Consider the following 18,085-nt stretch of genomic DNA (forward strand, 5'->3'; position numbering starts at 1 on the left):
TGAGAACGCAATTGCCTTTCTCCTTGATCCGGGCCAAGTATGTGGAATGCGGCAGAAAGAACTGCGGATCACGCTCGTCTGCTATGGGGGCATCTCTCTTGCCGTCTACATGCATGGCGTGACCAAGGAGCTGTGGAAGGTCCTTCGGGCAAGCCGGGCGTTCTGGGCCGACGAGGGCATCCTTGAGAGCAGCGAGGCCGTTTATGCACGGCTGCTGCGCAGGCTGGAACAGGGCAGCAACCTGAAACTGCGGGTTCTTTCCGACATCGTCGCCGGGGCGAGCGCGGGCGGGATCAACAGCATCTTCCTCGCCCAGGCGATCCACACCGGCCAGTCGCTCGAACCCTTGACCGAACTGTGGCTCGAATGCGCTGACGTCGACGTCCTGCTCGATCCCGACGCCAAGCCCTGGTCGCGTGCCGCCAAGTTCTGGGCAAGTCCGATCGTCTATTACCTCCTCCACCGCCCCGGCAATGCGGTGAGCGCTTCGGTCGCCCCTGAGACCCGCACCGAAGTGCGCGACAAGCTCTCGCGCCTGATCCGCTCGCGCTGGTTCGAGCCGCCCTTCAGCGGCATCGGCTTCTCGCGCCTCATCAACCGGGCGATGATGGCGATGGCAGAAGCGCCCGAGGGCAAGCCCCTGCTTCCGGCGCGGCACCCGCTCGACCTGTTCGTGACGGCGACCGACTTCAAGGGACACCTTGAAACCCTGCGGCTCCACTCGCCCGAACTGGTGCTGGAAAGCGAGCATCGCCTGACCATCGATTTTCACGTCAAGTCGCGGGGCAAGGGCGAGGATCTCGCATCGATCCCGGCGCTGGTCCTCGCTGCGCGTTCGACAGCGAGCTTCCCCGGGGCCTTTCCGCCGCTGCAGATTGCGGAAATCGACAAGCTCGTGGCCGAAACCGCCAGCAAGTGGCCCGACCGCGATGCCTTCCTGCGCCGCGTCATGCCGGAACATTTCAGCCGCAAGGACATAGACAGTGTCTCGCTCATCGACGGCTCCGTCCTCGTCAATGCGCCGTTTGCCGATGCTATGACCGTACTGCGCGACCGCCCTGCCGCGCGGGAAGTCGACCGGCGCTTCGTCTATATCGATCCGACCCCCGATCACATTGGCCCCAGAATGCGGCGCGATACCCGGATACCCGGCTTCTTCCCGGTGATCTTCGGTTCGCTGTCATCGATCCCGCGCGAGCAGCCGATCCGCGACAACCTCGAGGCACTCGATCGCGATTCGCGCGAGATGCGCACGATGCGCGACATCGTGCTGGCCCTGCGCCCCGAGATCGAAGAGACCGTCGACAAACTGTTCGGGCGCACCCTGTTCCTCGACCGCCCCACTCCCAAGCGGCTTGCGGCATGGCGTAACAAGGCGCAGGAGGCCGCATTCCAGCAGGCCGGCTTTGCCTATCACGGGTACGCCCAGGTCAAGTTCAGCGGCATTCTGGCGATGCTCGGCCGCATGGTCGATGAAGGCGTTCCGGAACAGGAGCTGTCCTCGACCGAGCCGATAGTGCAACGGTTCATCGGCTATCTTGCCGATAACGGCCTCGACCGCATGCAGGCCCTGCGCGAAGGCACGTCTGCACCGATGATCGACTTCTTCCGCGCCCACGACCTGGCTTTCCGGATCCGGCGGCTGCGCTTCCTGGCGCGGCGCGTGACGCAGGACTGGGAGGGCGATCCCAGCGTGACAGAACAGGACCGCGACGATGCCCGGGCGGCGATCTACGAGGCCCTTGCGCTCTACATCGAGCGGGAGCCGCTGCACTATCTGGGAGAGGACTTCCCGCCCGCAGCCCGCAATTTCTTCAACGATCCCGGGGCCGTACTCGATCATATTGCCGCAAGGCGCTCATTGCCCGAGGTCGATGCGCAGGTCGATGAGATGCTCGCCGAAGTACTCGCAGCGATGCCTCCGACCCTGCGGCGCAGGGTCCTGCTCGCCTACCTGGGCTTCCCGTTCTACGACACGGTCACCCTGCCGCTGCTGCGCGGCGAAGGCCTGACCGAATTCGATCCGATCCTGGTCGACAGGATTTCGCCCGAGGATTGCCATGCCATCCGCAAGGGCGGCATGGCCGATACCCTGCGCGGGACAGAGTTCTACAACTTCGGCGCCTTTTTCAGCCGTGCCTATCGCGAGAACGACTACCTGTGGGGTCGCCTGCACGGCGCCGAGCGCATGATCGACCTGATTGCCTCCACGCTGGAGAAGGGACAGGCGATCCCTCAGGGCGAACTGGCTGCCTTCAAGAAGGACGCATTTCTGGCAATCCTCAACGAAGAGCAGGACCGGCTGCTGGCCGATCCTGCTCTGATCAGGACGATCAGGAAGGAAGTCGAGGCGCTTTGATCGAGCGCCTGCGGACCTCCGCTTCGTCTATTCGGTCAGGTCGCTCCACACGTCCTTGATCCGGTCGAAGAAGCCTTTCGACTGTGGGCATTCGTCACCGGTCTCGGTTGCCTGCAACTCGCGCAGCAGTTCCTTCTGGCGCGCAGAGAGCTTGGTCGGCGTTTCGACCGTGATCTCAATCACCAGATCCCCGCGCCCGCGGCCCTGCAGAACAGGCATGCCCGCGCCGCGCTTGCGGAGCTGCTTGCCGGACTGGATACCTGCCGGAATATCGAGCGCGATCTTCGCCCCATCGATTCCCGGGATTTCGATCGATCCGCCCAGCGCAGCTGTGGTGAAGGTGATCGGCACCTGCGTGAGAAGAGTCGTCCCCTCGCGTTCGAAGACGCGGTGGCGCTTCACATGCAGGAAGATGTAGAGATCGCCCGGAGGCGCTCCGTAAGGCCCGGCCTCGCCCTTGCCCGATAGTCGGATCCTCGTGCCGGAATCGACGCCGGCGGGAATTTCCACTTCCAGCGTCTGCGGCATGTCGACGCGCCCCTCGCCGCGGCAGGCACGGCAGGGAGACTCGATCACCTCGCCGCGACCGTGACAGGTCGGACAGGTGCGTTCGACGACGAAGAAGCCCTGCTGCGCGCGCACCTTGCCGTGACCGGCGCACATGTTGCAGGTGCGCTTGCCGGTGCCCGGTTCGGCGCCCGAGCCACTGCAAGGCTCGCACGATTGCGAGACTTCGATGGTGATTTCGCTCTGCTTGCCGTGGAACGCCTCTTCAAGGCTCACTTCCATGTCATAACGCAAATCGGCGCCGCGACGGGCCTGCTGACGGGCACCGCCACCGAAGGCGCTGCCAAAAATCGATTCGAAGATATCGCCGATATCGCCGAACTCGGCGCCCATTCCGCCGCCGCCGCCACCGCCCATGCCCTGCTGGAACGCGGCGTGACCATAGCGGTCGTAAGCGGCGCGCTTCTGCGGGTCCTTGAGACAGTCGTAAGCCTGACTGATGGCCTTGAAGCGGGATTCGGCTTCGGCATCCCCCGGGTTCTTGTCCGGGTGATATCGCATGGCGAGGCGACGGTAGGCCGACTTGATGGTCTTGTCGTCGGCAGTCCGCTCGACCTCGAGCAGTTCGTAGTAATCTATTTCGGTAGCTGACACGTATCTAACCCCCGTAGATAACCCGGGCGCCACCGGCGCGCATTGCACCGGTGACGCCCACGGTTTTCATCAGGACGCTCAGCCCTTGTTTTCGTCGACTTCCGAGAACTCGGCGTCGACCACGTCCTCGTCACCCGAAGGCGCGGCCTCCGGCGAGGCAGCAGCGGACTGCTCCTTCTCGTAGATCGCCTGACCCATCTTCATGGCGACTTCGGTCAGCGCCTGGGCCTTGGCCGTGATCTCGGCGGTGTCGCCGCTTTCGAGAGCCGTCTTGGCTTCGGCGATGGCGGTCTCGACTTCCGACTTCAGGCCAGCGTCGATCTTGTCACCGTTTTCGGCAAGCTGCTGCTCGGTCGCGTGGACGAGGCTGTCCGCGTTGTTCTTGGCTTCCGCCGATTCACGACGCTTCTTGTCCTCTTCGGCGAACTTCTCGGCATCCTTGACCATCTGGTCGATGTCGGCGTCGGACAGACCACCCGAAGCCTGGATGCGGATCTGCTGTTCCTTGCCGGTGCCCTTGTCCTTGGCGGACACGTTGACGATGCCGTTAGCGTCGATGTCGAAGGTGACTTCGATCTGCGGCACGCCCCGGCGAGCCGGCGGGATTCCGACGAGGTCGAACTGGCCGAGGAGCTTGTTGTCCTGCGCCATTTCGCGTTCGCCCTGGAACACGCGGATCGTGACCGCCTGCTGGTTGTCCTCGGCAGTCGAGTAGACCTGGCTCTTCTTGGTCGGGATCGTCGTGTTGCGGTCGATCATCTTGGTCATGATGCCGCCCAGCGTCTCGATGCCCAGCGAAAGCGGGGTCACGTCGAGCAGCAGCACGTCCTTGACGTCGCCCTGGAGGACGCCGGCCTGGATCGCCGCGCCCATGGCGACGACTTCGTCCGGGTTCACGCCGGTGTGCGGTTCCTTGCCGAAGAATTCCTTCACGACTTCGCGTACCTTGGGCATGCGGGTCATGCCGCCCACGAGCACAACGTCATCGACTTCCGCAGCCGAGATGCCGGCATCGGCCAGCGCCTTGCGGCACGGCTCGATGGTGCGCTTGATGAGGTCGGCGACCATCTTCTCGAGGTCGGCGCGGGTCACCGTCTCGACCAGGTGAAGCGGGGTCGTCGCGCCGCCTTCCATGCGCGCGGTGATGAAGGGCAGGTTGATCTCGGTCGTCGCAGCCGACGACAGCTCGATCTTCGCCTTTTCGGCCGCTTCCTTCAGGCGCTGCAGAGCGAGCTTGTCGGTCCGCAGGTCCATGTTTTCCTTGGCCTTGAACTTGTCGGCCAGCCATTCGACGAGCTTGGTGTCGAAATCTTCACCGCCCAGGAACGTGTCGCCGTTGGTCGACTTCACCTCGAACACGCCGTCGCCGATCTCGAGGATCGAGACGTCGAAGGTGCCGCCGCCAAGGTCGTAGACCGCGATGGTCTTGCCGTCCTGCTTGTCGAGGCCATAGGCGAGCGCGGCCGCGGTCGGCTCGTTGATGATGCGCAGCACTTCGAGACCCGCAATCTGGCCGGCATCCTTGGTCGCCTGGCGCTGCGCGTCGTTGAAGTATGCGGGCACGGTGATGACGGCCTGCGTGACGGTCTCGCCCAGATAGCTCTCGGCGGTTTCCTTCATCTTCTGCAGGGTGAAGGCCGAGATCTGCGACGGGCTGTAGTCCTCGCCGCCAGCCTGGACCCACGCGTCACCGTTCTTGCCCTTGACGATGTGGTACGGAACCAGCTCGGTGTCCTTCTTGGTCACCGGATCGTCGAAGCGGCGGCCGATGAGGCGCTTCACTGCGAAAATCGTGTTGTCACCGTTCGTGACAGCCTGGCGCTTGGCCGGCTGACCGATCAGGCGTTCGCCGTCCTTGGTGAAGGCGACGATCGAAGGCGTCGTGCGCGCACCTTCGGAGTTTTCAATGACCTTGGGCTTGCCACCGTCCATGACGGCGACACAGCTGTTGGTGGTGCCAAGGTCGATACCAATTACTTTTCCCATTATCCCCATTCCTCACGTCAGTGGATGACACCGCACGGATCGCCTCCCTGACTAGAGGCAAGGCGGCTTGCGCGGCTCGATGACGTTCAATGTCGTCGGGGGGCGATATAGGAGCGGTTTTTCTTGGAACAAGACCGCCACAATGGCATTACCCCCGCTAATTTTTCGAGGGTTTCCAGGAAGGATGTGTCTCAGGTGAAAATCTTTCGTTCCGTGGCAGTTGCTTCGGCGCTGGCCGTGGCCGCATCGCTGGCGGGATGCCAGCAGTCCGAAGCCCCTGCCAGCAATGCGACCGAAACTGCCGATTCAGGCAATCCGGACGCGAAGCCGGGCATTTCCGGCAGCGACGGCCGCATGATCCTGCCGGTCGTCGCAGGCCGCCCGGGCGCAGTCTACTTCAGTATCCGCAACGAAGGACCGCAGCCGGCCACCCTGGTCGGCGTCCATGTTTCGGGCGCGGGAAAAGTGCAGATGCACAAGACCGAAGGCGGCAAGATGTCTTCGGTGGACTCGCTCGAGATCGCGCCCGGCGGCGTGCTGGATTTCGCTCCCGGCGGGTATCACGTCATGGCCTTCGACATCGACGATACGCTCAAGACCGGTGAGAGCACCGAGCTGACGCTGACTTTCGCCGACGGGGACAAGCTGTCGATGCCGCTGCAAATCGAGACTATGGGCGGCGGCATGCAAAGCGGCATGACCGGCAGCATGGACCATTCCGGAATGGAGGGCGGCTCCATGCAGGACGGCGACATGGCGGGAATGCACCACTGATCGACCTTGCCGAAGCCGGTCCTTGCGCGCCGGGCGGCGAACGCTGCCTGACGCCGGGCGAGGTTGCCCTCGCAGGATCGGTTTTCGGCGACGCCATCGACCTTGCGACGGTGAAGATCCGGCGCCGACGCTGGTTCCCCCTTCAGCCGGTCGACACGGTGATGGCCCCTTGCGGACACATCCATTTCCACCCGCGCTCGACGCTCTACCTCGAAGATTTCTCCTGCGCATCGACGAGGCTGCAGGGCCTCTTCATTCACGAGATGACGCATGTGTGGCAGGCGCAGCGTCAAGGACGCTGGTACCTGCCGCTCATGCGCCATCCGCTATGCCGCTATGACTATGCGCTGAGACCGGGCTGGAGGCTCGATCGTTACGGCATCGAACAGCAGGCCGAAATCGTCCGGCATGTCTTCCTGCTGCGCCGGGGACACGCCGTTCCGGGAGCGCCCCCACTGGAGTCCTACACTGGCATTTTGCCGTTCGACGGCACACCGGCATAGAAACCGGCAAGAAAAAAGGGCGCAAGATCGGCTCTTGCACCCTTGTTTCCGGTAATCCTATGCCGTGGGATCAGCAGTCGCGGTCCCAGTAGCGACGGCCATCGCGGTCATAGCGATAGCAACCCTTGTCCTTGTCGACCTGCGAGCCGACCGCCGCGCCCGCGGCCGCGCCGATCGCAGCGCCGGTCCCGACGTCACCCCCAGTCACGGCGCCGACACCGGCCCCGAGAGCTGCACCGCCGAGCGCGCCTTCGCCGGCATAGTTGCTGGCACAGCCACCAAGGCCGAGAGCCCCGGCAGCAATAACGGGGAGGATGAACTTGCGCATGGAACGTCTCCGAAAATCAGCGTGGGTCTATCTGATCAACGGAGGGGAAGCCCCTTGGTTCCTGATTTGTGCCACGGACTGTCGCCGCCCTGCCCCCGGTTATCCCCATGGCAGGGCGGCGAAACGCGTATCAGTCGGGCTTCTTGGCCACTGCGACCATGGCCGGACGCAGCAGGCGGTCCTTGATCATGTAACCGGCCTGCAGTTCCTGCACGACCGTTCCCGGCTCCGCATCGGCGGACGGCACTTCGATCATGGCCTGGTGCTGGTTGGGATCGAGCGGCATGCCCATGGCAGCAATGCGGGTGATGCCATGGGTACCGAAGACCTTCTCGATCTCGCGGCTGGTGGCCTCGATACCGGCGATGAAGGTCTTTACCTTCTCGTCCTCGCGCAGATCGGCGGGAATCGCCGACAGCGCACGGGAAAGGTTGTCGGCTACCGAGAGAATGTCGCGAGCGAAACCGGTCGCAGCATAATTGCGGGTATCGGCAATGTCCTTTTCAAGCCGGCGGCGCACGTTCTGCGTCTCGGCGCGGGCGTAAAGCACGTCCTGCTTGGCGACTTCGAGTTCTTCGCGAAGATTCGCGAGCTCGTCTTCGGCGACGTCGTTGTCTGCGCCCTTGTCTACCATATGTTCCGGCACACCCTTCAGTTCTTCGGCCACCGCGGGATCTACAGCCTGATCCTGTGACGGCTGAGTCTTGTCTTCAGTCATTATTCTAAGGTTCCAGCTATCCGATGAGCTTGCCCAGGCTCTGGGCGGTGAAGTCCACCATGGGGACGACTCGTGCATAATTCAACCGCGTCGGGCCGATAACCCCCACAACTCCGACAACGCGGCCATCCCGGTCGCGATAGGGCGATGCGATCACCGAAGACCCGGAAAGCGCGAAAAGCCGGTTTTCCGAGCCGATGAAAATGCGCGTCGATTCAGCCTCTCGCGCCATTTCGAGAAGATCGGCAACCGACTGCTTGTTTTCAAGGTCATCGAGCAGCGAACGCACCCGTTCGAGATCCGATAAGGCGCCCTCATCGAGCAGGTTCGCCTGGCCTCGCACGATCAGCACCGGCCGCTGCATCACGTCTTCGCTCCACACGGCAAGGCCGCGTTCGACCAGATCGCGGCTTGCCGCATCGAGAGCCGACTGGCCCGAGGCGATCTCGGAGCGCATGACCCGGACCGCCTCGCCCAGCGTCCGGCCTGTCAGCCGGGCCGAGATATAGTTCGACGCTTCTTCCAGCGCGCCCATGGGCAGTGATGCCGGCAGATCGACGATGCGATTCTCGACCGCGCCGTCATCGCCGACCAGAACGGCGAGCGCCCTTCCCGGCGCGAGCGGGACGAGTTGCAGGTGCTGGAGGCGCGGCTCGCGCTTGGGCACCATAACCACCCCGGCGCTCGACGTCAGGCTGGACAGCATCGTGCTGGCCGCCTCGAGCGCGGCTTCGATGGGCCCCGGCTGCGAGATCCGCCGTTCGATGACCGCGCGTTCCTCTGCCGTGGGTTCGGCCACCTGCATGATCCCGTCGACGAAGAGGCGCAGGCCCGCCTCGGTCGGCAACCGCCCCGCGCTCGTATGCGGCGCGGCCAGCAGGCCCAGCGATTCGAGATCGGCCAGAACCGAGCGAATCGAGGCCGATGACAGGTTCACGCCCGTATTGCCGGACAGGGCCTTGGACCCCACCGGAGTACCGGTCGCGATGTAACCTTCGACGACAAGGCGGAAGATCTCGCGCGCCCTCGTGGTCAATTCGGTGATGGGTGGTGTCGTCATGCGCTGCAATTTAGGCATTGGGCTTGCAGCCTCAAGCTTAATACGCCTAGGGCCGCTGCAATCTTAGCTACGAGGACAGTACATGCGACCTTCCGGCCGTGCGCCCGACGAAATGCGCGCTATCGACATCCAGACCGGTTTCACCAAGCATGCCGAAGGCTCGGTGCTGATCTCCTTCGGCGATACCCGCGTGCTCGTCACCGCCTCGGTCGAGGAAAGGGTTCCCCCGTTCCTGCGCGGCAAGGGCGAAGGCTGGGTCACGGCAGAGTACTCGATGCTCCCGCGCGCCACGCACACGCGCGGCTCTCGCGAAGCGGCCAAGGGCAAGCAGTCGGGCCGCACTCAGGAAATCCAGCGCCTGATCGGCCGCAGCCTGCGCTCGGTCGTCGACATGAAGAAGCTGGGCGAACGCCAGATCGTCCTCGACTGCGACGTCCTGCAGGCCGATGGCGGCACCCGCACGGCTTCGATCTCGGGCGCCTGGGTCGCCCTGCGCCTGGCCGTCGACAAGCTGATGGCCGAGGGCAAGATCCTCCAGGACCCGATCGAAGCGCGCGTTGCCGCGATTTCCTGCGGCATCTGCGAGGGCACCCCGGTTCTCGACCTCGACTACATCGAAGACAGCTCGGCCGGTGCCGATGCCAATTTCGTGCTGATCGAGGGTGGCAAGATCGCCGAGGCCCAGGCCACCGCGGAAGGCGATACCTATGACGAGGAAGGCCTGCTGCGCCTCCTGCGCCTTGCCCGCATTGGCTGCGAACGCATCTTCGCCGCTCAGGCCAAGGCGGTAGGGCGCTAAAGCTTCGTCTGGAGTGGCCGTCGCCTCCGCGCAGTCGGGCCCCGCTTTCCTTCAGGCCAGACCGAAGGGAGCGGGAACCCGTCATGGGCCGGAGGTGACGGGAAACATGGTGCCGACAGGATAGTGACATGACCCGAAAGCTCGACAGCAAACGCCTCGTCATTGCCACGCACAATGCGGGCAAGTTGAAGGAAATCGGCGCGCTGCTGGCGCCTTACGGCATGGAATGCCTCTCGGCAGGACAACTGGGCCTGCCCGAACCGGCCGAAACCGGAAAGACCTTCATCGAGAATGCGCTGATCAAGGCACGGGCAGCGGCGCAGGCCTCGCAGCTTCCTGCGCTTGCCGATGACAGCGGGCTTTCGGTGGCGGCATTGGGCGGACGCCCCGGGGTCTACACCGCCGACTGGGCCGAGCGTCAGTGGTTCGAAGGAGAACCCGGCCGCGACTGGTACATGGCAATGGGCAAGGTCGAGGGCCTGCTGTGCGAGCAGGGTCCCGAAGTCGATCGCTCCTGCTGGTTCAGCTGCGTGCTCGCCATCGCCTGGCCCGACGGTGACAGCGTGGTCTACGAGGGCCGGGTTAACGGCACTTTTTCGTGGCCGCCGCGCGGAACGATGGGCTTCGGCTACGACCCGGTCTTCGTGCCGAACGGCCGCGACACGACCTTCGCGCAGCTCGACCCCGAGGAAAAGCACAAGATCAGCCACCGCGCCGATGCTTTCGCCAAGCTGGTCGCGGAGCAGTTCGGCGGCTAACATCGGCTGATGGCCCGCGCGCTCTACATCCACTGGCCGTTCTGCCTCGCAAAATGCCCTTATTGCGACTTCAACAGCCATGTCCGCGAACGCGTCGACCACCAGCACTGGCAGGACGCGCTGCTTGCCGACATGCGCCACGAGCATGCGCTGGCGGGCGGAGAAAGACTCGAATCGATCTTTTTCGGCGGCGGCACGCCCTCGCTCATGCCGCCGGCGCTGGTCGCAAGGCTGCTTGAGGAAGCCGAGCGGCTCTGGGGCTTTGCACCGGGCATCGAGATCACGCTGGAGGGCAATCCGTCCTCGGTGGAAGCGGCCAACTACGCGGCACTGGCCTCGGCCGGGGTAAACCGGGTGTCGCTCGGGCTGCAGGCGCTCGACGATGAGACACTGCGCTTCCTCGGCCGACTCCACGATGCCCGCGAAGGGCTCGATGCCCTCGACGTTGCGCAACGACAATTCGAAAGGGTGTCGTTCGACCTCATCTATGCCCGGCCGGGCCAGAGTGTCGAGCAATGGCAGGCCGAACTGGCGCGCGCCCTGTCCTTCGGCACCGGCCACCTCTCGCTCTACCAGCTCACCATCGAGCCCGGCACGCGTTTTGCCACGATGGTGCGCCAGCACACGTTCGAACCGCTCGACGAGGATGCCTGCGCCGACATGTTCGCGCTGACCCGCGAGTTGACCGCTGGCGCCGGACTTCCCGCCTACGAGATCAGCAACCACGCCCGCCTCGGCGAAGAGAGCCGTCACAACCTCACCTACTGGCGCTACGGCGACTATTGCGGGATCGGTCCCGGCGCCCACGGGCGGCGCGGCGGCATGGCAACGGTGCGGCATCGCAAGCCGGAGAACTGGCTCGCAGCGATCGCCCAACAGGGCCACGGCACCAGCGAAGGACGTCCGCTCGGGCAAAGGGAACAGGCTTCCGAAGCCATGCTGATGGGCCTGCGCCTGCGCGAAGGTGTGGATCTTGACGTCATGGCGTCACGCTTTGCCCTGCCCCAGGAAGCGCTTTGCAATGCAGACAAGGCTGCCTTCTACGAAGGTCAGGGCCTCGTCTGGCGGCAGGACTCGCGGCTTGGTGTCGCCGAAAACGGTATGCCATTGCTCGATGCCTTGCTCGGCGAACTGGTGCCCGAAGAACTCGTCGAACCGTGACGGCCAAGGCGGACCTTCTCGAAGCCTGGGGCACCCATCTTGCACAGGGACGCAGGCGCAGTCCGCACACCGTCCGCGCCTATGTCGCCACGGCTTCGCGCCTGCTCGACACGCTTGGCGAAACCGACTGGCCGCAACTGGCCAGCCTCGATGCCGCGGCCTTGCGCCGCCAACTTGCAGCCCGGCGACAGCAGGGGATCGGCAATGTTTCAGCCGCGCGCGAGCTTTCGGCGCTCAAGGCCTTCCTGATCTTTGCCCGCGAAAAAGCCGGCATGACCGACGCGATGCCGCCGCGCCTGCGCGGACCACGCATCAAGAAGGGCATTCCGCGTCCGGTAACGCCGGACGAAGCGGTCAATCTCGCCGTGGCCGTCGATGAAGACGCGCGGGAGGAATGGATCGGCGCGCGCGACCGGGCGGTCCTGCTCCTGCTCTACGGAGCCGGGATGCGCATTGCCGAGGCCCTGTCCCTGACGGCTTCGGTCCTACCGCTAAGGGATACGCTGGTCGTCACCGGCAAGGGTGCAAAGCAGCGGGTCGTGCCCCTGCTCCCGATCATTCGAGATGCGGTGGACGACTATGTCGCCAAGTGCCCGTGGCCCGTCACGCACGAGAACCACCGGAAGGATCCCCTGTTCAGGGGGGCGAAGGGAGGTCCCCTGTCGCAAGGCATGGTGCAGAAGGCCGTCGCCCGCGCCCGCGTCAGCCTGGGATTGCCGCCGAGCGCGACGCCGCACGCCTTGCGCCACAGCTTCGCGACGCACCTGCTCGGGGCCGGGGCGGACCTGCGTTCGCTGCAGGAACTCCTGGGTCACGCCAGCCTCGGCTCGACGCAGATCTACACCCGGGTCGATGCAGCGACCCTGCTAGACGTCTATCGCAACGCCCATCCGCGCGAACGGGAGTAGTCCGGGCGGGCTTCCCGCATGAGCTTACATCGCCGCGTGACGGCGCTCGATCGCCTCCCAGATCAACGCCGAGGTGTCGGTACCGTTAAATCGGTCGATTGCGACGATCCCGGTCGGCGAGGTCACGTTGATCTCGGTCAGCCACTTGCCGCCGATGACATCGATGCCGACGAAAACGAGGCCGCGCGCCTTGAGTTCCGGTGCAAGCGCCGCGCAGATTTCCTCTTCGGTCGGGCTCAGGGTGGTCGCTTCGGCCGAGCCGCCCACCGCGAGGTTCGAGCGGAACTCCCCTTCGCCGGGCTTGCGGTTGATCGCGCCGGCAAACTCGCCGTCGACAAGGACGATGCGCTTGTCGCCTTCGGAAACATCGGGAAGGAACGGCTGCACCATGAACGGCTCGACCCAGGCATTCTGGAACATCTCGACAAGGGCGCCCAGGTTGCTCCCGTCGGCCGGGACGCGGAACACCGCCTTGCCGCCATTGCCGTGCAGCGGCTTGACCACGAGGTCGCCGCCAAGACCGGCGGCGACCTGCCGCTGCTGGAACAGGCGTACGTCCTCGATGCGGCGGGCAATGAAAGTCGGCGGCATGAAGCGCGCGTAGTCCAGAACGAAGACCTTCTCCGGTGCATTGCGGACCGAAGCGGGATCGTTGACGACGAGCGTTCGGCCTTCAAGCCGCTCTAGCAAGTGCGTCGCCGTGATATAGCCGAGGTCGAACGGGGGATCCTGCCGCATCAGCACGACATCGATGTCCGCGACGAGATCGATCAGGCGGTATTCACCGAGCGTATAATGCGCACCTTCGACGCGCTGTACCGTCACTGGCGCGCCCCAACAGGTCAACCTTCCGGCGGCACCTTCGGATGCGTCGTAAGCCAGGGTGCGCACATCGTAATGATAGAGCGTGTGGCCGCGGTCCTGCGCAGAGAGCATCAGGGCGAAGGAAGAGTCTCCTGCAATGTTGATGCTTTCGATCGGGTCCATCTGAACGGCGATGCGTAACGTCATGGAAAATCGGGTCCTTGGGTTGCTGCCGTGGTCCGCTTAATCCCAAATTCGCCCGCGTGCGACCTGTTTCCGGTTCCACGCCGCAAATCAGAACTACCGCCCGGGTTGCCAGGCATTGACGATCCGGCGAGGCCATGTGCGCGGTGCCATGAGCAGAACGTCGATGCGGATATCGTCGCCGTCTCTGGCAAAGCGCGGGGCCAATGCTTGCGCGCTTGCGGCCACGCGGCGCAGGCGGTGCGCGTCGATGGCGCTGTCCAGATCCTGCGCCCGGGCGCGCCACTTTACCTCGACGAAGCACAGGACCCTTCCCCGACGCGCCACCAGATCGACTTCACCGCGCGGCGTGCGCGCGCGGCTCGCGAGCACCCGCCAGCCCGATAGCCGCAGGTACCAGGCAGCCAGTGTCTCGCCGCGCCGACCGCGCCGTTCGGCCCGGGCCCTGCGGTTCATCGCGGAACCGTCACTTGAGTTCGAGCGCCCGCGCATAGAGCTCCTTGCGATCCATGCCGGTCGCCTTGGCAACCTTGGCCGCGGCCTGCGATGCCTTGGAATCGGCAAGCTCCGCCAGCAGCATAGCATCGACATCGACTTCGCCGACGGGATCGTCCGATGGCGGCGCGATCATGAGGACGATCTCTCCCTTGGGCGGATGCGCGGCGTAATGGGCAATGATGTCCTCGGGCGTGCCGGTCCTGCATTCCTCGAACTTCTTGGTCAGCTCGCGCGCCACGGCGACTTCGCGGCCCGGCAGGGTGGCGGCGATGGCCTGGAGAGAGGCTTCGAGCCGCGGCGCGGTCTCGTAGAAGATCAGGGTGGCGGGAACGCCCGACAGTTCCTGCAGCACGCTTTCGCGCGCCCTGGCCTTGTTCGGCAGGAACCCGGCGAAAAGGAAGCGATCGTTGGCGAGGCCCGACAGGGTCATGCCGACAATCGCCGCATTGGGCCCGGGCAGGCTGGTAACGGCAATCCCCCGCTCACGGGCCGTGCGCACGAGACGATAGCCCGGGTCGGATATCAGCGGCGTTCCGGCATCGCTGACAAGCGCGACCGGCTCTGCCTCCATCAGGGCCAGGAGCCGCTCCCGATCCCCCTCCCCGGCGTGGTCGTCATAGCGGATCATCCGCTTCTTTATTCCAAGGTGATGCAGCAATTTACCCGTTACCCGGGTATCCTCGCAGGCGACGGCACCGACTCCCCGCAATACCTCGATTGCACGGAGCGTTATGTCGCTCAGGTTGCCAATGGGGGTTGCCACTATATAGAGGCCCGGCGAAAGACTGTGTTCCATCGCGAGACTCATGGCCCAAGGACTACGGGAGCGGCAAGCAATGTTCGACAAACGCCTGAACAGGCGCAATCTTCTCGCCGCGGTAGCGATGGCGGGACTGAGCGCCTGCAGCATCGTTCCCAAGACGACAGCGCCCACGCCCACGCCCACCGCATCGCCCAGCGAAAGCGTGATCCAGGAGGACAACGACCGTCATCGGATCGCCCTGCTTGTCCCGATTTCAGGCCCCAACGGCGCTGTCGGCCAGTCGATCGCGAATGCGGCCAACATGGCGCTGCTCGACACCAATGCCGGAAACCTGCGCGTGACGACTTACGACACGGCCAGCAATCCGGGCGAAGCCGCCAAGCGCGCCGTCGCCGATGGCAACCGGCTGATTCTCGGGCCGCTGCTGTCTGACAACATCCCGGCCGTCGCCAACTTCGCGCGGCCGGCCAAGGTGCCGCTGATCTCGTTCTCCAATGACGAGGAAGCCGCATCCAAGGATGTTTTCATCATGGGCAACCTGCCGGGCCAGTCGGTCGCGCGCACGGTGCGCTATGCCAATTCGCGCGGCATCACCAGCTTTGCCGCCCTGATCCCGCGGGGCGAATATGGCGACCGCGCCAGCACCGCCCTCCTTGCCGCCGTGCGCGATACAGGCGGCGCAGTGATCGCCATGGAGCCCTATGACCGGACCGCTGCGTCGATCTCCTCCGCCGCCCAGCGCATCCATGCCAAGGACGGCTATGGCGCGCTTTTGATCGCCGATGGCGGCAACATGTCGGCCCGCGCGGCGACGCAGTTCCGGACCGGAGGAACCAAACCCCAGGTCCGGATCCTCGGCACGGAACTGTGGAGCGGCGAACGCGCCGTCTCGACCACGCCCGCCCTTGCCGGCGCGTGGTTCGCCACCGTGTCCGACCAGCGCTTCGGCCAGTTCTCCAAGAGCTACCGCACCCGCTTCGGCAGCCAGCCCGCGCGCATCGCCACCCTTGGTTACGACGCGGTCCTGCTTACCCTTCGCGTCGCGCGCGACTGGAAGGTGGGCAAGCCGTTCCCGACTTCGCAGATGCTGGAGAGCGGCGGCTTCCTCGGTCTCGACGGTCCATTCCGCTTCACTCGCGGCGGCACCATCGAACGCGCGCTCGAAGTGCGCGAGATCGAAAAGGCCGGCGTCAAGGTCGTCAGCCCCGCGCCCACGCATTTCGGCGACTGAGGATAAGAACACGGCCATGCTTGATCGGGGATTTCACTGTCCCGTATAGGATCACGCATGGCCGATGACCTCTTCGACAAGCTGCCGTCTGCGGGCGGAGAATCCTACGACGGTTCCGCGATCGAAGTTCTGGAGGGTCTCGAACCCGTCCGGCGACGCCCCGGCATGTACATCGGCGGCACCGATGAACGCGCGCTTCATCACCTCGCGGCCGAAGTCCTCGACAACGCGATGGACGAGGCCGTCGCCGGCCACGCCAACCGCATCGAAGTCCTGCTGGAGGAAGAACCGGGAACGGCCGGTCGCCTGACGATCACCGACAACGGACGCGGCATCCCGGTCGACGAACACCCCAAGTATCCGGGCAAGTCGGCGCTCGAGGTCATTCTTTCGACCCTGCACTCGGGCGGCAAGTTCTCCGGCAAGGCCTATGCCACTTCCGGAGGCCTCCACGGTGTCGGCATCTCGGTGGTCAATGCCCTATCGGTGAAGACACGCGTCGAAGTGGCCCGCAACAAGGAACTCTTCGCGCAGGAGTTCTCGCGAGGTGCAACGCTCGGCCCGCTGCAAAAGGTCGGCGCCGCGCCCAACCGCCGCGGTACGTCCGTCACCTTCACCCCCGATACCGAGATCTTCGGCGACCAGAAGTTCAAGCCGAACCGCCTGTTCAAGCTGGTTCGTTCCAAGGCCTACCTCTTCGCCGGAGTCGAGATCCGCTGGAAGTGCTCGCCCTCGCTCGCCAGCGACGACGTTCCGGCCGAAGCGACGTTCCAGTTTCCCGGCGGCCTTGCCGACCACCTTGCCGAGCAGATCGGCAGCCGCGAATGCGTGACTGCGCAGTTCTTCTCCGGTTCGCAGGAATTCCCGGAAAACGATCAGGGCCTCGAACTGGGCCGCGTCGAATGGGCAATCGCCTGGCCGCTCTACTCGGACGGCGCCTATTCCTGGTACTGCAATACCATCCCGACGCCCGATGGCGGCACGCACGAGCAGGGCCTGCGCGCTGCGCTGACCAAGGGCATCCGCGCCTTCGGCGATCTCGTCGGGCAGAAGAAGGCCAAGGACATCACCCCTGACGACATCGTCGTCGGTTCGGAAACGATGCTCTCGGTCTTCATCCGCGATCCCCAGTTCCAGAGCCAGACGAAGGACCGGCTCACCAGTCCGGAAGCCGCCCGCCTCGTCGAGAACGCGATCCGCGACCATTTCGACCACTTTCTTTCGGACAACCTCGATCGCGGCAAGGCCCTGCTCGGTGCGGTCATGGAGCGCATGGACGATCGCCTGCGCCGCAAGGCCGAACGCGACGTCAAGCGCAAGACGGCAACCAATGCCAAGAAGCTGCGCCTGCCCGGCAAGCTCACCGACTGTTCGGGCGAAGGCAACGGCGAGACCGAGCTGTTCATCGTCGAGGGCGATTCGGCAGGCGGTTCGGCCAAGCAGGCACGTGACCGCAAGACGCAGGCGATCCTGCCGATCCGCGGCAAGATCCTCAACGTCGCCAGCGCCACCTCGGACAAGATCCGCGGCAACCAGGAAATCGCCGACCTCAACCTTGCGCTCGGCTGCGGGTCGCGCAAGGACTGCAATGCGGACAACCTGCGTTACGACCGCATCATCATCATGACCGACGCCGACGTCGACGGCGCGCATATCGCGACGCTGCTGATGACGTTCTTCTTCCAGGAAATGCCGGACATCGTGAAGCGCGGCCACCTCTACCTTGCCCAACCGCCGCTCTATCGCCTGACCGCGGGCTCGACCTCGGCCTATGCCCGTGACGATGCCCACCGCGCCGAACTCGAAGCGACGAAGTTCAAGGGCAAGAAAGTGGAAGTCGGCCGCTTCAAGGGTCTCGGTGAAATGAACCCGCAGCAGCTGCGCGAGACGACGATGAGCCCTGATTCCCGCTCGCTCATCCGCATCACCTTGCCGCCCGAGTATGAAGACCGGGCCGCGGTAAAGGATCTCGTCGATCGCCTGATGGGCCGCAACCCCGAGCACCGTTTCCAGTTCATCCAGAACCGCGCCGGCGAAATCGACCGCGACCTGATCGACGCCTGATCGTCA

At 64.7% G+C, this 18,085-nt stretch carries 17 protein-coding genes; 9 read left to right on the plus strand and 8 right to left on the minus strand.

The window, feature by feature from the left end; all coding sequences use genetic code 11:
- Nucleotides 1-46 precede the first annotated feature (46 nt).
- On the plus strand, nucleotides 47-2,359 hold the full coding sequence (locus J3474_RS11945) for a patatin-like protein (RefSeq protein ID WP_013833624.1): 2,313 nt from the start codon (nucleotides 47-49) through the stop codon (nucleotides 2,357-2,359).
- A gap of 27 nt (nucleotides 2,360-2,386) precedes the next feature.
- Here the strand turns inward: J3474_RS11945 and dnaJ are convergent, their stop codons facing one another.
- Entirely contained in the window at nucleotides 2,387-3,520 is a 1,134-nt protein-coding gene (dnaJ, locus tag J3474_RS11950) for a molecular chaperone DnaJ (protein ID WP_013833623.1), read from the minus strand.
- Between the two features lie 78 nt (nucleotides 3,521-3,598).
- Nucleotides 3,599-5,506: a molecular chaperone DnaK gene (gene dnaK, locus J3474_RS11955; RefSeq protein ID WP_007015263.1), complete on the minus strand. Its 1,908-nt coding sequence runs from the start codon at nucleotides 5,504-5,506 to the stop codon at nucleotides 3,599-3,601.
- A 195-nt stretch (nucleotides 5,507-5,701) separates the two neighbouring features.
- Here dnaK and J3474_RS11960 point away from each other — a divergent pair, with 195 nt between their 5' ends.
- Entirely contained in the window at nucleotides 5,702-6,280 is a 579-nt protein-coding gene (locus tag J3474_RS11960; RefSeq protein ID WP_242528380.1) for a copper chaperone PCu(A)C, read from the plus strand.
- A gap of 110 nt (nucleotides 6,281-6,390) precedes the next feature.
- On the plus strand, nucleotides 6,391-6,783 hold the full coding sequence (locus J3474_RS11965; protein ID WP_376706530.1) for a hypothetical protein: 393 nt from the start codon (nucleotides 6,391-6,393) through the stop codon (nucleotides 6,781-6,783).
- Between the two features lie 70 nt (nucleotides 6,784-6,853).
- On the opposite strand, the gene J3474_RS11970 is transcribed toward J3474_RS11965, so the two are convergent.
- The 3 genes from J3474_RS11970 to hrcA all read right to left on the minus strand — a co-directional run bounded on the left by J3474_RS11970 (nucleotide 6,854) and on the right by hrcA (nucleotide 8,889).
- On the minus strand, nucleotides 6,854-7,111 hold the full coding sequence (locus J3474_RS11970; RefSeq protein ID WP_041558996.1) for a glycine zipper domain-containing protein: 258 nt from the start codon (nucleotides 7,109-7,111) through the stop codon (nucleotides 6,854-6,856).
- A 130-nt stretch (nucleotides 7,112-7,241) separates the two neighbouring features.
- Nucleotides 7,242-7,829, minus strand: coding sequence for a nucleotide exchange factor GrpE (gene grpE, locus J3474_RS11975; protein ID WP_013833620.1), 588 nt, complete (start codon nucleotides 7,827-7,829; stop codon nucleotides 7,242-7,244).
- Nucleotides 7,830-7,845: 16 nt separating this feature from the next.
- A complete protein-coding gene (gene hrcA / locus J3474_RS11980) occupies nucleotides 7,846-8,889 on the minus strand; it encodes a heat-inducible transcriptional repressor HrcA (RefSeq protein ID WP_013833619.1) in 1,044 nt (347 codons plus the stop codon).
- Nucleotides 8,890-8,971: 82 nt separating this feature from the next.
- Here hrcA and rph point away from each other — a divergent pair, with 82 nt between their 5' ends.
- The 4 genes from rph (at nucleotide 8,972) to J3474_RS12000 (ending at nucleotide 12,515) form a co-directional block, all read left to right on the plus strand.
- Nucleotides 8,972-9,688 (plus strand): ribonuclease PH, encoded by a 717-nt coding sequence (gene rph, locus J3474_RS11985; RefSeq protein WP_007015269.1) that lies wholly within the window; start codon nucleotides 8,972-8,974, stop codon nucleotides 9,686-9,688.
- 128 nt (nucleotides 9,689-9,816) lie between these two features.
- The gene (gene rdgB / locus J3474_RS11990) at nucleotides 9,817-10,446 is read left to right on the plus strand and encodes an RdgB/HAM1 family non-canonical purine NTP pyrophosphatase (RefSeq protein ID WP_007015270.1); all 630 of its coding nucleotides are present in this window, start codon (nucleotides 9,817-9,819) and stop codon (nucleotides 10,444-10,446) included.
- A gap of 9 nt (nucleotides 10,447-10,455) precedes the next feature.
- On the plus strand, nucleotides 10,456-11,607 hold the full coding sequence (gene hemW / locus J3474_RS11995) for a radical SAM family heme chaperone HemW (protein ID WP_207094368.1): 1,152 nt from the start codon (nucleotides 10,456-10,458) through the stop codon (nucleotides 11,605-11,607).
- Nucleotides 11,604-12,515: a tyrosine recombinase XerC gene (locus tag J3474_RS12000; RefSeq protein WP_207094369.1), complete on the plus strand. Its 912-nt coding sequence runs from the start codon at nucleotides 11,604-11,606 to the stop codon at nucleotides 12,513-12,515. Before hemW ends, J3474_RS12000 begins: the two co-directional genes overlap by 4 nt.
- A gap of 24 nt (nucleotides 12,516-12,539) precedes the next feature.
- Here J3474_RS12000 and gshB read toward each other — a convergent pair whose 3' ends face one another.
- From gshB to rsmI, 3 genes are all read right to left on the minus strand, one after another.
- Nucleotides 12,540-13,526, minus strand: a complete 987-nt coding sequence (gshB, locus tag J3474_RS12005; protein ID WP_207094370.1) for a glutathione synthase — start codon at nucleotides 13,524-13,526, stop codon at nucleotides 12,540-12,542.
- Between the two features lie 93 nt (nucleotides 13,527-13,619).
- Nucleotides 13,620-13,979 carry a YraN family protein gene (locus tag J3474_RS12010; RefSeq protein WP_007015274.1) on the minus strand — a complete coding sequence of 120 codons (360 nt, stop codon included), beginning with the start codon at nucleotides 13,977-13,979 and terminating at the stop codon, nucleotides 13,620-13,622.
- 10 nt (nucleotides 13,980-13,989) lie between these two features.
- Nucleotides 13,990-14,817: a 16S rRNA (cytidine(1402)-2'-O)-methyltransferase gene (gene rsmI / locus J3474_RS12015; RefSeq protein ID WP_013833615.1), complete on the minus strand. Its 828-nt coding sequence runs from the start codon at nucleotides 14,815-14,817 to the stop codon at nucleotides 13,990-13,992.
- A 40-nt stretch (nucleotides 14,818-14,857) separates the two neighbouring features.
- Between rsmI and J3474_RS12020 the strand changes: the two genes are divergently transcribed.
- Together J3474_RS12020 and parE are read left to right on the plus strand one after the other, a co-directional pair.
- The gene (locus J3474_RS12020) at nucleotides 14,858-16,015 is read left to right on the plus strand and encodes a penicillin-binding protein activator (protein WP_207094371.1); all 1,158 of its coding nucleotides are present in this window, start codon (nucleotides 14,858-14,860) and stop codon (nucleotides 16,013-16,015) included.
- Nucleotides 16,016-16,072: 57 nt separating this feature from the next.
- The gene (parE, locus tag J3474_RS12025; RefSeq protein ID WP_007015277.1) at nucleotides 16,073-18,079 is read left to right on the plus strand and encodes a DNA topoisomerase IV subunit B; all 2,007 of its coding nucleotides are present in this window, start codon (nucleotides 16,073-16,075) and stop codon (nucleotides 18,077-18,079) included.
- Nucleotides 18,080-18,085: the final 6 nt, after the last annotated feature.

The organism is Novosphingobium sp. PY1 (assembly GCF_017312445.1).
GTDB lineage: Bacteria > Pseudomonadota > Alphaproteobacteria > Sphingomonadales > Sphingomonadaceae > Novosphingobium.